8 protein-coding genes are annotated in these 15,172 nt (G+C 48.3%); all 8 read left to right on the top strand.

Annotated elements, in window-relative coordinates; translation table 11 throughout:
• Window positions 1-39: 39 nt before the first annotated feature.
• The 8 genes from PEL01S_RS26210 to PEL01S_RS26175 all read left to right on the top strand — a co-directional run bounded on the left by PEL01S_RS26210 (window position 40) and on the right by PEL01S_RS26175 (window position 15,135).
• Window positions 40-561, top strand: coding sequence for a CDP-alcohol phosphatidyltransferase family protein (locus PEL01S_RS26210; RefSeq protein WP_127462352.1), 522 nt, complete (start codon window positions 40-42; stop codon window positions 559-561).
• Between the two features lie 166 nt (window positions 562-727).
• Window positions 728-1,150, top strand: a complete 423-nt coding sequence (fabZ, locus tag PEL01S_RS26205) for a 3-hydroxyacyl-ACP dehydratase FabZ (protein WP_127462351.1) — start codon at window positions 728-730, stop codon at window positions 1,148-1,150.
• A gap of 57 nt (window positions 1,151-1,207) precedes the next feature.
• Complete coding sequence (locus tag PEL01S_RS26200) at window positions 1,208-2,920, top strand: phospho-sugar mutase (protein ID WP_371860727.1); 1,713 nt, start codon at window positions 1,208-1,210, stop codon at window positions 2,918-2,920.
• A gap of 33 nt (window positions 2,921-2,953) precedes the next feature.
• The gene (locus PEL01S_RS26195) at window positions 2,954-4,999 is read left to right on the top strand and encodes a DUF5693 family protein (RefSeq protein ID WP_255320166.1); all 2,046 of its coding nucleotides are present in this window, start codon (window positions 2,954-2,956) and stop codon (window positions 4,997-4,999) included.
• Window positions 4,975-6,099 (top strand): polysaccharide pyruvyl transferase CsaB, encoded by a 1,125-nt coding sequence (csaB, locus tag PEL01S_RS26190; RefSeq protein ID WP_082867012.1) that lies wholly within the window; start codon window positions 4,975-4,977, stop codon window positions 6,097-6,099. Before PEL01S_RS26195 ends, csaB begins: the two co-directional genes overlap by 25 nt.
• A gap of 220 nt (window positions 6,100-6,319) precedes the next feature.
• Window positions 6,320-7,438 (top strand): glycosyltransferase family 4 protein, encoded by a 1,119-nt coding sequence (locus tag PEL01S_RS26185; RefSeq protein ID WP_063183333.1) that lies wholly within the window; start codon window positions 6,320-6,322, stop codon window positions 7,436-7,438.
• Between the two features lie 266 nt (window positions 7,439-7,704).
• Window positions 7,705-11,487, top strand: coding sequence for an S-layer homology domain-containing protein (locus tag PEL01S_RS26180; RefSeq protein ID WP_063183331.1), 3,783 nt, complete (start codon window positions 7,705-7,707; stop codon window positions 11,485-11,487).
• 468 nt (window positions 11,488-11,955) lie between these two features.
• Window positions 11,956-15,135: an S-layer homology domain-containing protein gene (locus PEL01S_RS26175; RefSeq protein WP_127462348.1), complete on the top strand. Its 3,180-nt coding sequence runs from the start codon at window positions 11,956-11,958 to the stop codon at window positions 15,133-15,135.
• Window positions 15,136-15,172: the final 37 nt, after the last annotated feature.

Raw genomic sequence — 15,172 nt, 5'->3', positions numbered from 1 at the left:
CGCCGATAACTCAAGCGGCTCAGAGGGGGACGCTATTTCGTGTGGAACTTGCCCAATGTACTGACCGTATGCCGCTTTGTTCTGATTCCCGTCTACCTCGTGGTATTTGGAGCAGGATATATCAAAAGCGCCTTTTTCGTCCTGCTTATTGCAGGGCTTACCGACGTACTGGACGGCTACATCGCACGGAAACGAAATTTGGTCACCGAGCTTGGCAGTATGTTGGACCCGCTCGCGGACAAGCTGATGATGATCACCGTCATCTTGTCGCTCGTTTTCTCCCAGATGATTTCATGGCAGGCTGCAGGCGCCATGTTTTTGCGGGATGCGGGCATGATCGTAGGATCAGCGATTTTTCATTTTCGGGGCAAAAAGACCGTTCCGGCGAATGCGATGGGTAAATTGACGACCGTCTTGTATTATGTTGCCATTCTGCTGATCGTTTTCGAACTTCCGTACGCTCATGCATATTTATGGTTTGTCATTGCCGTATCGTTCATTACGTCTATTATTTATATTCTTCAGTTCAAGCTGCTGAACAAACGTGGATTACATTCATAAGGGAACCCTCCTTGAAATAAAAAGAGCTCATGCCCGGATTCACCCACCGGCAAATCCGTACATAAGCTCCCTTATATCAACCTTCACTGCTGCAGCTCATGAAGGGACATTTGTATTGTAAGTTGAACCAGGCGTTTTTATACCCACCAAGAAAGGAGCATCTGCAATGTTAGATGCCACTCAAATTCAAAAGATTATTCCGCACCGTTACCCGTTTTTGTTGGTAGATCGTATATTGGAAACAGAGGTTGGTGTGAGAGCCGTCGGTATTAAAAACGTTACGATCAACGAACCGTTTTTCCAGGGGCATTTTCCGGAGTATCCTGTGATGCCGGGGGTATTAATTATTGAAGCTCTTGCGCAGGTTGGCGGCGTAGCTTTATTGCAAGTGGAAGCCAACCGCGGAAAAATCGGAATGCTTACGGGGGTCGACGATTTCCGATTCCGGGGTCAAGTTAAACCAGGGGATACGTTGACGTTAGAAGTTGTTATTACCCGAATGAAAGGCATCATCGGCAAAGGGCGGGCAACAGCCAAAGTCGAAGATAAAGTTGTCGCGGAAGGCGAAATTATGTTCGCTCTTCAGTGAGAAGGATACCGATCATAATTGACATAAATACATAAAATTTCGGGTAGAGGAGATGGAATGATGAATACGGGGAAGCATGTGCAGGAGCAATACGAGCTTTGGTTGAAGGATCCGGCGATTGACGAGAGCACCAAAGAAGAGCTTAAACAAATCGCAGGAGATCCCAAAGAAATCGAAGATCGGTTTTACCGCGATCTGGAATTTGGAACCGGGGGCCTGCGCGGCGTCATCGGAGCCGGCACGAACCGAATCAATGCGTATACGGTAGCCCGTGCCACCCAAGGGCTCGCGCAGTTCATGCTTGCTTCCGGCAAAGCATCGCTTTCCGCGGTGATTGCCTATGATTCCCGGAACCAGTCACCCGAATTCGCCCTTGAAGCGGCTAAGGTGCTGGCAGGCAACGGAATCAAAGCGTATGTGTTCGAATCGCTTCGTCCGACGCCGGAGCTCTCGTTCGCCGTTCGACATTTGAAGGCCGATGCCGGTATCGTTATTACGGCGAGCCACAATCCGCCCGAATATAATGGATACAAAGTATACGGAAACGATGGCGGACAGCTTGTTCCGGAGCAAGCCGAGCAAGTCATCGCTGAGATCCGCGGAGTGCAGTCGTTTGCTGACGTGAAAAGAAAGTCGCGTGCGGAAGCCGAGAATGCCGGCTTGTTGCAATGGATCGGCACGGCGGTGGATGCCGAATACATTCGTGCGGTCACGGCTATCAGTCGCAACCCGGAGCTGGTAAAGCAGACGAGCGATAACTTCCGCATCGTGTTCACACCGCTGCATGGAGCAGGCAATTTATCCGTGCGTGCGGCATTGGCCGGCATCGGCTTCGATCAGGTGCAGGTGGTTGCCGAGCAGGAACAGCCGGACGCTAACTTCTCCACCGTCAAGTCGCCGAATCCGGAGGAACGGGAAGCGTTCGCTTTGGCGATTAACGAAGCCAAGAAAACGGACGCCGACATCATTATCGGAACGGACCCGGATTGCGACCGGATGGGCGCGGTTGTGAAGGATGCGAACGGCGAATATTTCGTGCTGACGGGCAATCAGTCCGGCGCGATTATGGTCGATTATCTGCTTAGCAGCCGTAAGGAGCGCGGTGAGCTTTCAGCTAACGGAGTCGTGATCAAAACGATCGTCACCAGCGAGATGGGTGCGGTCATTGCCGAGCATTATGGGGCTAAAGTATTGAATACGCTGACAGGTTTTAAATATATCGGCGAAAAAATGACACAGTTCGAGCGGACCGGAGAAGCCGAATTTTTGTTCGGCTACGAAGAAAGCTACGGATATCTCGCCGGCAACTATGCCCGCGATAAGGATGCGGTGATCGCGTCGATGCTGATCTGCGAAGCTGCAGCTTATTACAAAAGCCAAGGCAAAACCTTGTACGATGTTCTGCAGGAATTGTATGCGCGTCACGGCTACTTCTTGGAAAAGCTTGAATCGCGCACGCTCAAGGGCAAAGACGGCGTCGAGAAAATTCAAAGCATCATGAGCGATTGGCGCAGCGCTCCGCCGGAAGAGCTTAACGGATTGCGGATCGTTAAGGTCGAGGACTTCTCTCAAGGATTGTACGGACTTCCGTCGGAAAACGTCCTAAAATATACGCTTGAAGACGATTCTTGGTTCTGTCTCCGCCCGTCGGGCACGGAGCCGAAGATCAAAGTATACTTTGCCGTTAGAGGCACCTCCGCGCAGGCCGCTTCCGAAGCGATCGAACAACTGGTGCAGACTGTTATGTCCCGCGTGGACAATCACAACTAACTTTGGGAGTGGGCAGTGTTGAAGGGAACGTACATGAAATGGAACCAACGGTCGCTTAAATGGTTGTGGTGGCTGGTTATCCTTGGGATGCTGGCTGCCATCCCCGTAGCGTTCGAGCGAAATGAGACGGAGCAGAAAACGGGGCGAAAGGTAGAGTTCGTCTTCGATTACCGCAATTTGCTGGAAATATCCGATTTGCAAACGGACCCCCGCAAATTCGTATTGGAGCAGTTGGACGAGATGAAGCAGCATGGGATTCAATCCATGGCTGTCTATGAAGCGACTCTCAATGAGCTGAAGCTGAGCCGTCGCATCGAGCTGTTTACATCGCATGAAGCGTCCGCTTTGACCCAGACGCCCATTTCGCCGAATGAAAACTTTACGTATCTTTTGTTTGCGGAGAAAGAATCCGAGCAGCAGCTTCAGCCGATGATTCAACAGGCTTTTGCCGAGTTGAATGTAAAAACAAGAGCATGGAGCTACAAAAATCAGCCGGGCATGATCATCGAGATGTCGATGGAAGACGCACTTTTGAAAACGATGGACCCGGATCCGATCACCTTACAGCTGCTTAAGGAAAAAGGATACACGATTGTCATCCGGCTATCCAACCGCCGGGCTTTTGACGAAGCCCGCATGGATGAGCTGTTGGGAAAACTGCAGGCTCTTGGGGTTAAGCGAATGATTATTGACGGCGAAACCGTGCCGGGATTCGTGAGTGATAAGGATTTGCATAATCTCGAATCGATGGCCGAGCTCATGAAAAAGCATCAAATCGGTTTGGCTTCGACCGAAGCGCTGTACCAAAAGACGCCGCCGCGCGGCTTCAACACCATTTCAAAGAAGATCGATTACAACGTGGTCCGTCTTCACCCGCTCACGGAATCCGACTCCCAGAAGCTGACGGAGAATATTACTCCGCAAGAGCTGAAGGGCCGCATTCAAGATTATGCGGACCGGTTTTTGCTGGCGGTGAAGGATCGGAACATCCGGATGATCTTCCTGCATGCCAAAGCGGTCAAAAGTACGGATAAAGGAAAAATCGTTCATCCGCTCGATTCCATTTATTTAACGTTGAAGGGTCCGGATGGGGTTATTCCTCAGATTCATAAGATCGGCTATCAGACGGGTCCGGCTACGGCGTTTGTGCCAGTGCATTCAGGATGGCAGCCGGTGGCCAAGACACTGCTGTCGATTGGTGCCATCGCTTTAATTGCGCTGACGATCTCTTACTTCGTCCCTGAGCTTGCGCTAGCTGTATTTTTGCTCGGATTAGTTGGCTCTGCAGGGATGTATGTCTGGAACAATAGTTTATTTTCGCAAGCGTTGGCGCTTTGCGCAGGAACATGTGCGCCGACTCTCGCCATGATGTTTGCGATCCGGACAGCGCGGAATAAGCTAAACCGCAACGATGGGAAGAGATGGCTGTTCGCTGCGATACTTCTTCTGAGGACCAGTCTTCTTTCGTTAATCGGTGCTCTATTTATCGTAGGGCTGCTGAATCAAATCACGTATTCTTTGGTTCTAGAGCAATTCCGCGGCGTCGGCATCCTGCATGCGGCTCCGATCGCACTAGCGGTTCTGTACTGGCTGTTGTTCAGCGATGAAACTTCTTATCGGGATAAAGTTCGGCGAATTCAAGGCTTCCTTCACGCGAATATTCGTGTTCTGTGGGTCATTGTCGCAGTAGTCGTCGCGGCAGCAGGCTATTACTACATTTCGCGTACCGGCAACGAGGGGCAGGCATCGTCGTTCGAACGATATTTCCGGTCCTTCCTGGAAAATACGCTCGGCGTGCGGCCGCGGACGAAAGAGTTCTTGATCTCTCATCCGCTGTTCCTACTGGGAGCTTACTTGTGCTATAAGTACCGGAGCGCGCTTCTGCTTGTTCTGATCGGCGTGATTGGTCAAGCTTCGGTTGTAGATACGTTCGCGCATCTGCATACACCGCTCGTCATTTCGTCGATCCGCGTCGTCTACGGCTTGGCTTTCGGCCTGTTGATCGGAGCAGTCTTAATTGTGCTATGGGAAATTATTGCAAGGAGTTGGCAGCGTTGGGTACCCCGGTTAAGCGAATAGTATTGTCCGGTTACTACGGATTCCATAACAGCGGCGACGAGGCCGTGCTGCAATCGATTTTGCTGGCTTTGAAGGAACAAGGAGAACGACAGGGCGTAACATACGTCCCTGTCGTTCTGTCCATAAATCCGGAAGAAACGGCCCGAACCTACGGCGTTGAAGCCGCTCACCGGATGCGCCCTGCCGAAGTATGGCGGACGCTGCGCGGAGCCGATGGGCTCATAAGCGGCGGCGGCAGTTTGCTGCAGGATGAAACGGGAACCAAAACGATCCCGTATTACATTGGAATTATCCGGCTTGCACAATGGCTTCGAAAGCCTGTATTTATTTATTCTCAAGGCATCGGTCCGGTACACCGGCCGTTTTTCTACGGATGGATCCGTTCGGCTTTCAATCGATGTGCGTTTATTTCGGTTAGAGATGACGAATCGAAAGCGTTGCTGGGGCGAATGGGTGTTCCAGCAGACCGGGTCGAAGTGGTGCCGGATCCGGTAATGGGGTTATCGCTTCGCGAGCAAAGGTCGCCCAAAGGGGATACCCTTACGAAGCCTGTTATTGGGGTATCCGTCCGATTCTGGAACGAAGATCGTTTGGAGCTCCGGGCTGTTGCCGATGCGCTTAAGCATGTATTGGAGCAATCGGATGCGCACATTCGTTTCCTGCCGTTTCATTTGCCATCCGACGAGCAAGCTTCCTTGTATGTGATGGAACATATGGGGGAACTCTACAAAGAGCGGATGAGCATAGCCCCTCCGATTGACCACCCGCAGGATATGCTGGCGGAAGTTGCTTCCTGCCGGGTGTTGGTCGGAATGCGTCTTCACTCCTTAATTTATGCGGCCGGTCAATTCGTCCCTATGGTTGGCGTGTCGTACGATCCGAAGATCGACCAATTTTTGAACCGTCTTGGGATTAAAGCCGCTTGCAGTACCCAAAAGCCCGATGCGAATGCGCTAGCCGAAGAAACTTTGCGGCTCTGGAACGGCGTGGAAGCATGGAAACGGGAGAAACAGCCTGCCATTGAAAGGCTGAAAGTCGAAGCCGGACGTCCGGCGGAACGAATCGTTGCTTATTTTGCCGGTCGATTTAAAGGGAATTAATAAGGCTGCGCTATGCAATGAAAATGTGCTTGTTTTGCCGTAATTCGCAGTGAAAGTGAATCGTAGAGAGGAAAATGTGCGGAAACCTGATAATCCCTATGAAAACCACCTGAAAACCGCCCAAATTGCCTAAATTCATGATGGTATTTCAGAAGCCGTCAAGGTATAATTTGAAGTGTTTGAGGTTTTGTCATAGAAAAAAGGGGCTGTGAAAACACACATGAACTTGTTATACGGTATCGGCTTTGTTGCTGCTTTACTGATCGCATTGCTGATGACACCGCTGGTAAAACGCTTTGCTTTTTGGGTTGGTGCCGTAGATGCACCGAATCATCGCAAAGTACATAGCCGGATCATGCCGCGACTCGGCGGGTTAGCTATTTTTATTGCATTCATCGCAGCTTATTTTGTTGTTTCTCCTGCTATAAATACATTAAAGACGGATGTTGTATTTGGTCTGCTGGTAGGTGGGGCGATTGTCGTATTGATCGGCGCCCTGGACGACCGGTTTGACCTGTCACCCAAAATCAAATTGCTCGGTCAAATTTTGGCTGCTAGTGTAGTGGTCTATTCCGGGGCTGTGATCGATTTGGTCAACCTGCCCTTCGGCGACGGTGCCGTTTCTTTAACATGGCTTGCCGTTCCACTGACGATCTTCTGGATCGTGGGGGTGACTAATGCCATTAACCTGATCGACGGCTTGGACGGCTTGTCCGCCGGGGTATCGGGGATTGCAACGACGACGATTCTGGTATTGGCCCTGATGATGGGGAACGTTACCGTCGCACTGCTGTGTGTCGTACTGCTTGGCTCAATCGCCGGATTTTTGTTCTACAATTTTCATCCGGCCAAAATTTTTATGGGCGACTCGGGGGCTCTGTTCCTTGGGTTTTGTCTGGCTACGCTGTCCGTGCTCGGATTTAAGCAGGCGACCGTCGTATCCTTGCTGGTACCCATCATGATCTTAGGGGTCCCGTTATCCGATACGTTCTTCGCCATTATGCGCCGGTGGGTCAATAACTTGCCGATCTCGGCCGCGGATAAAAGCCACTTGCATCACTGTCTGCTTCAGCTTGGTTTCAGCCACCGGACAACGGTACTTATTATATACGGAATTGCCATTTTCTTCGGCTCGTCCGCCGTGCTGCTTTCCTTCATGTCAGAGCAGGATGCGCTATGGGGCGCCGTGCTATTGATTGCCATTCTGGTCTTTGTCCTGGTGCTTGGCGCGGAAGCGATCGGCATCATCAGCAAAACCAAAAAACCAGTGCTTCACTTTTTAAATAAAATCCGTGTGAAAACGATGCAGCTCAGCACTCGTTCCCGGATGTCGAAATGATAATTTTAGCATCAAGTGTGACATCTATAACACGATAATAGGCATTAATAATCCCAGACCTTGATTGGTTTGGGATTTTTTGTTGCGCTGCTTGCAAATTTCCCTAAAAAAACGATGACTTTCGGCCGATATGTAAAGTACAACTATTTTTTTGGCGAATGATGTCAAATCTTTGCCGGTTTCAGGCGGGGGAGGTTGTTTTTTAACCGGATTGTTTTGAATCGTTAATTTGCCTACCATTTTTATTACATAAGGAGGTTCTTCTCTTGAAACGACTTACCAATCGTGCCGTCAGCTTTGCGGTCATCGTTGCCCTGCTGGTGTCGATGATCGTACCGTTCTCCGCGATGGCCGCCGGCGGTTCGCTGATGAAAGTCAAAGGATACAGTACGGCAGCGGCAACACCGACTCCGGTCACCAGCGAGACGGTCAATATTACCGTCGAAATCGATAATATCGACGATGCTCAGATCTCTTCTATTTATTATGAGATTGAGAACGTGACGACCAGCCCCGGAAGCCCGGTGGAGAACAAATCCAACAAGGGCATGAAGACGGGCCCGTATGAAGTGACTTTCAACAGCGTCAAGCTGTCTGCAGGTACGAACAAAATTACGTTTACGATGGGAGACGTCACCAAGATTTCTTCACAGCCTGCCTACCTGACATTTACGCCGACAACGAACATTACGGACCTGAAGTTTAACGACGTGCCGATCGACGACGGTCAGATGTATCCGAAGGACCCGACGCAAACGGCGTATGTCATTACCGGTAAATCGCCGAACGCAACGACAGTTCAAGGCTACTTGCTCGGCCAAGCTAATCCGATCACGGCGTTCCGCAGCAACAATGGCGACTTTACGTTCATTCCGAACCGGAACACGGATTTCAACATGCAAGCCGGGGACAACATTTTTAAAATTGTCGCCAGCAACAACACAAATACGTACAACACGACTAAAAAGTTCATTTTCAACAATGGCAAGCCGTTTTTGTTTAACGGTGCACTAGATACTGGTTCCGGGAAACAGATGCTGGTAAACGATCCGTTTCCGCAATTGAATCAAACGACAGCGAACCTGACGGGTAAAATGAAGGTTGATCTGGCTCCAGGATCTTCTACGGTTACGCAGTATGTGTATGCAGATATCACCGTAGTAGGTGGTAGCCCGGCAACCCAACGGGTATACTTCTCGGGCACCACGCCGGCTCCGCTTGTAGAAATCCCGGCAGAGTCGACCTCGACTTATAAAGTATTTGACTTGGGTTCTATTCCGCTGACTCTTCCGACGAATCGGAATCAGACGCTTATCGTGACGTTCTATACGGGCAGCGGCTTGGTAGGCCAAGCGCCGCAGCAGACGTTTACGTTCAATTATTTTGATCCGGCTGCACCTTATGTAACGAAAGTAACCAAGGATCTTGGCACGGACCCGCTAACGAATCAACCGGTTGAAGTCGCCTTAAATCAAAATGGCGATAACGAAATCAGTGAGCTGCCATCTACGTTCTATATTTATACGACCGGTGTTGATCCGGCGGGAAATGTTAAGGCGTTCATCGGCGGTGACACCACCGGTATTGCAGCAACTTATGTTGGACCCGACGGTACGCAGCAAAAATGGAAGGTACAAGTAAATGGCATTCGTGATGGAAGAGCCATCATGTCTGTAGTACCGAATGGTGTGACCAACGGTAAGCTGGACTTCCCATTAGTTATTACGAGTACGCCGTATATCATTCCGGTGAACTTCTATAATAATATGGTCATCAAAAACGCCGCATTGGAGACGCCTTATTGTACTCCGGGTACAGGCGGTACGCCTTGCTTGCAGGCGAAAATCATGAACTTGCCTGAGGCGGAGTATGCCAATGTCGAGGTGTCCGTTAACGGTTATGTAACCAAGCTAGTTGCAGGAGATTTCCGCGACACCAATGCCAAATCGACTTTTATGTTGGATGTAAGTAAAGCCGACACCCGTTGGCTGCCTAACGACAACAAAGACTTGCTCAACGAAGGGCGTAACACGGTAAAAATCAATCTGCGTTTGAATGGTGCTGTTGTAACGACAGTACAGTATGAGATCTTTAAGTTTACGTTGCCGACTCCTGCATTTGTAGGAGACATCTTGCCAAGTCCGCTGGAGAAATTCACCAAGGCGCAAACACCGGATAAATACGCAACGAATGCAAACAGCGTATCTTTCGTGGGCAACTTCGTGAATGCAGACAGCATCAAAATGACCGTCCGCAAAAAAGACGCTCTGGGTAACCCGGTTGTTACTTTCGATGCCCGTGATAGCGGAAACGGATGGAATTATCCTGCTGCTCCGGCCAACGGCCAGCAAAACTATCTGAATAGCGTCGGGGCTGGGGCTATCAATACAGCAAGCATTCCTCTTCCTTTTACAGGGGATGTCGTCTTCGAATTTATGGTTTCCAACAAAACGGGAATCACCGAAACCCGGAGCATTACGATTTCCCGTGAACCGGTACCTTACCGCGTTATCGAACCGATTCTTGTGAGGAGCGGCAAGGATGATGTGGCTACGATTAACGGGAACTTCGTAGATATCAAATTGGAAGCTGAGAACGCGGATAGCGTAAGCTTCGGTAAAGACGCTAATGTACTCAGCAAGATCGACCCATCCGATAACAAACCTTATTTCTACTACCGCTATGAGAACTTGAAGGCGGGCCGCAACACAATTAGCTTTACCGTGAACCGCGGCAAAGACAGCTCCAAAGGCAGCTTTGTGGTGAATAACGTGAATACGGCGGTAGAAGGCGCACAAATGCTGATGCCGCTGCAAAACAAATATAAGCTCTTCGAGGGAGAGCTGGAGCTCAGCTTCCCGACTAACACGAAGCTTATGCGCAACGAACCGACAGCAACGAATCAGTACTTGACGGGAGACCGCAAGCTGTTGTTCGGTCTTGCCAATGTGAAGGACGGCCGTGTCAACAAAGCCTATAATACGGACTACAGCGCATCGTTCTTCCTGCAAGAGCCGACAGGCAAGTTCCGTCCGGCTAGTAAGCTGTTCTGGATCAACGCCGGTGCTGTTGGCCAAGACGATTATTTGGACAAGGACAAGCTGAAAGAAGCTCTTACAGGCTCTGGACGCGACCCGTATAACATTGATGTAAACAACGCAAACGTAAGATTTTACCAGAAGAATAATGAGAATGACCTGAAGAACTCTTTTGTACCGACCAAGCGCGGCGAGCTGACGCTGAAGTATGACGATTCGATCAGACAGGACTCTTGGAAGTATGTCACCGTGTATCAAATGGATATTTATGAAGATTACCGAGGCATGACGACCTTGGCTTGGAAGAACATCGGCGGTGAAGTCGATCCGAAGAAAAATACGATCACCGTTCCGATCGATCATTTCGGTTATTTCCAAGTCATGTACATGTACGACAGCTTCAACGATATTACGAGCCACGAGTGGGGCCGTGATACGCTTGATACGCTTTATTCCAAAGGGTTTATGCTCAATAAACTGCAGTCGCTCTTTGTGCCGAACGAATCGATTACGCGCGGCGAGTTTGCTACGCTGCTTGTAAAAGCTTTCGATCTTCCGCTTCAGTATTCCGGCAACCTGACGTTCAGCGACGTGCAGAAGTTTGCAAGTACCAATCCGTTGTACGATTATAAGTACATCGAGACAGCGGCACGGGTTGGCATCGCACGCGGTAATGCCGGTGGCCGGTTCAAGCCGGACGAGGCCATTACGCGCCAGGATGCGGCCGTCATGATTGCGAGAGCGGCAGAGCTGAAAGTGAATTCGGACAGCAATAAGTCTCTTGATGCGCTTCAAAAGCAATTTACCGATGCGAAAGATATCGACATTTATGCTTTGCCTGCAGTTGAGGCTGTGTACAAAGCCAAATTCATCGAGGGCATCGAGAACGTTCTTCTTTCCGGTCAGAAGAAGAAGACGTATCGTTTCGACCCGCTTCAAAACTTCACGCGTGTTCAAGCTGCTGCCGTTATGGAGCGCATCTTGAAGCAGCAAAAGAAATTCCCGAAATAAGATGACTGACAAACCGTCAACCGTGGGTTGGCGGTTTGTTCTCTAATTTTAGGTGGTTTCCGCTCAATATTGGAAAATTATTAATGATGACGTATGCGAGTAGGTCGTTGTATACTACCTTTTGTGAGCGCTCGACACAATACATAATTGATAGACGCTCTTGATGTACTTGTTTCAAAGCGGTCTCAAAAAAACCAAAAAAAGTTTTTTCAAAGAGCGCAACTTTTCGAAACAACGTGCGTTTAATACATTGAAACAAACAGAAAGCAAGACAAAGAGCTGTGAACTTGGATAAATTTCACAAAATATACTCTTTACCTTGCTAGCATGTCAGTGTATAATGTTAGGTGGCATGCGATTCTATCCTTAAACTTCCTATTGGTTTACTAGTTTCTGCAATTTATACATTGCAGACATCTTCAATAAAAACTCATTTTGCTCAACTCTGGGAAGGGGGTGAATCGGCTAATGAGGGAATCGAGCTATAATTTTTCTACACAGAACTCTCAACAACCGAAAGATATTCGAGGAGGAGAAAAAAAGGTTATGAAGAAAAGTTTATCTGCAATCCTGTCCCTGGCTATGGCATTCTCCATGTTTTCTTCCGTAGCACTGGGTGCAGACGCTAAGAAATCTTCCGCTGATTTCACAGATCTGAAAGATCTGGATGCAGCTACAAAAGCAAAGTTTGACGAAATGATCGGTGCTGGCATTTTCGACGGCGTTAAAGAAGGTACATTTGGTCTGAAAGACAAAATGAACCGTGCGCAATTCGCGAAAGTAGCAGCTTTGGTCTTCAACTTGAAAGTTGACACTTCCCTGAAAACTTCCAGCTTCTCCGATGTAAAATCCGACGATCCGGCTAACGGATACGCTCTGCCTTACATCGAAGCTGTTAAAGCTGCTGGCATCACGGACGGTTACGCTCCTGGCCAATTCAACCCAGCTGGCGACGTCACGAAAGAGCAACTCGCTACTTTCTTGATCCGCGGTCTGAACAAAGACTCCGAAGGCAAAAACAAAACCGGCGTGAGCGACAAAACTGTTTCCGACTGGGCTAAAGGCTATGTTGCACTGGCACTCGAACTGAAATTGCTGAGCAACGGCACTGACGGCACATTCGGCGGTACTTCGGCAGCAACTCGCGACCTGTTGGTAACAAGCTCCTACGAAGCTAAGCAACAATACGCTAACAGCAACAAACCGGCTAAAGCTTCCATCAAAGAAGCTAAAGCAGTTGACTACAACAAAGTCCAAGTTACTCTGGACAGAGATGTAGATACTGCAAAAGCTACTGTTTCCTTGAAAAAAGGTACAGCTGACGTTGCAACTGACCTCAAATGGTCTGACGACAAAAAAGTTGCTACGCTGACGCTGAAAGACGGTACGAAAATTACTGAAGGCACATACAGCGTAACGCTTGGTGGCTTGGATGCTTCCGCAGTTGACAAAACTACGGCTGAATTCAAAGCTGAGAACGAAAGACTTGAAAAAATCGAGTTCGTAACAGCTAACGATACTGTTGCAAAATCGAAAAAAGTTCGCGTTCAATTCAAACCAACCAACCAATATGGCCAAAACGTTTCGTTCCCTGCCGGTAACTTCACAGTTAACGCGACAGTGCCGAACAACTCTGCATCTTTGACTAAAGATGTTGACACTGGCAAGTTCTATGTTGTTATGAATACGGATGATAGCGGCTTGATCTCCAACAATAGCCAAATTTCCGTTAACATTTGGGACAACGACACCAAAAAGTCTGCTGTTAAAGTATTCAAAGTGGGCGACTTCCCTTACCTCGCTAAAGTAGAATTGGGAGACGTTAAATACCCAACCGGTAAAAGCGCACTCCAAAGCTCTGGCGACAAAGCTGTCGTTAAATTGACTCAATACGATCAATACGGCGGCGAGCTCACAATTGATTCCGGAACAGCAAGCAACAAAATCGCTGATCCAAGCGCCTACATTACTCCAAAAGGAAATGTTCCTTACGAGTCTAACTTGAAATATGAGTTCAACGACGAGAATGGTGATGGCGTAAAAGACCTCGTTGTTAAACTTGACGGTAAAGTAACTAGCACCGGAGTTTTCACGGTATCCGTATTCGGTGGGGGTTCTACAGCAACTGCTGACATTAAACTCAGCGCAAGCAAAATTGCTGCTAAAGTTGAACTCGGCGAATTTAGCGGTTCTCTTGCAGTAGGCGATAAAGACAAGTACATCGAATTGATCGGATACGATGCTGAAGGCAATAAGTTGTCTGCTGATGACATTGTAGATAACGTGAAAGACAAACGCTTCAACATTTCCGTATCGGGACCAGTTAACTTCGGTAAATCCGACAACGTACCTGCTTCTATGCTTGATGCAGATGGTAAAGTTGTTATCACCGGCGATCAAAAAGGTAAAATTCACATCAGCGAAGTAACGGCAAAAGGCAACGGCCAAATTTACGTTAACGTATTTACGAATGGCGTAAACAGCCAAGCTAGCAAAAGCTTCAGCACAGTTGATGCCCGTTATCCGTCCACGATCAAAACGATCACAGACGCAACTACTAAGGCAGTTGCTGGCGGTGAAACGAAACCTAAATTCCAACTCATTGATAACTACAACGAACTTATCAAGGAATTTGATAAACCTATCAACGAAAACAACAGCAATGGTACTGTAACTTACGACGTTTATGCTACAGTGATTGGTGACAGCAACTTTAAGGTTAGCGTTGATGGTTATGGACAATTGCCTACAAATGGCGGTGCAAGTCTTACTGTTAAGCAATTCTCCGACAAAGAGGTTAAAATTGAAACAGCAAACGTTGCAACCGGTAAAGAAGTCGAAGTTAAATTTGCTCTTCGTAAGAAGAAAACCGATGGAACTATCATCGATAGCAGCGTAGCTTCTGTTACTAAGAAAGTTCAAGTTGTTGACGGTGCTAGCGAAAACCTCAAATATAACTTGAACGATCTGGGCAGCATCTTCAATACGTTGGATGACGGTATGTACAAAGATGTTGTTGGAGTACAAAGCAACCCTGTGACAAGTAAACTTGCGAAAGAACTTGTTGTTGAAGCTACAGACAGCGCTGGAAATAAAGTTGCATTCCCGAAACAAATTAAGAGCGTTACTTCCGAGGTATATGAATACGTTCGTTACGGCGTAGACGGCGGAAAAGCTTACGTTATCGGTAAGAAAACTGGTACTTCCAATGTAACTGTACGCTTTAAAGATGGTAAAGGTAACGACAATACAGTAACTGGCCAAGTAACTGTTAAGAACGAGCCTAACAAAGTTGAGAGCATTGAAGCTGGAAAATCGAGCAAAACATTCTCCAGATCGGGTGCAAATACAACCGCGGATAAGCTCTCCGATGCTTTGGTAAATGGCAATTATAAAGTTTACAAACTGATGGGCGATCTCACTGTTAAAAACCAATACGGTAATGAGTTCAAAAACGAAAAAATTGCAGATTACAACGATAAGTTGCTGCAGTTGGATTACATCATTACCGATGTTGCCATGAATAATAACGGCACTGTGAGCTTGGATGGTGAGAACGTAACGATCAACGGTACTGGTTCCTTCACGTTGAAAGTAACTGCACCTAACGGCAAATCTGCCACAACTACAATTGTTATCACTGACTAATCCTAACGGATTTAAAAAAAGAAGACCCTACGGGTCT

The sequence above is a fragment of the Paenibacillus elgii NBRC 100335 genome (assembly GCF_004000865.1).
In the GTDB taxonomy this organism is placed as follows: Bacteria; Bacillota; Bacilli; order Paenibacillales; family NBRC-103111; genus Paenibacillus_G; species Paenibacillus_G elgii.
The sequence above is the reverse complement of the archived record's forward strand: the minus strand, read 5'-3'. Positions and strand labels throughout refer to the sequence as shown.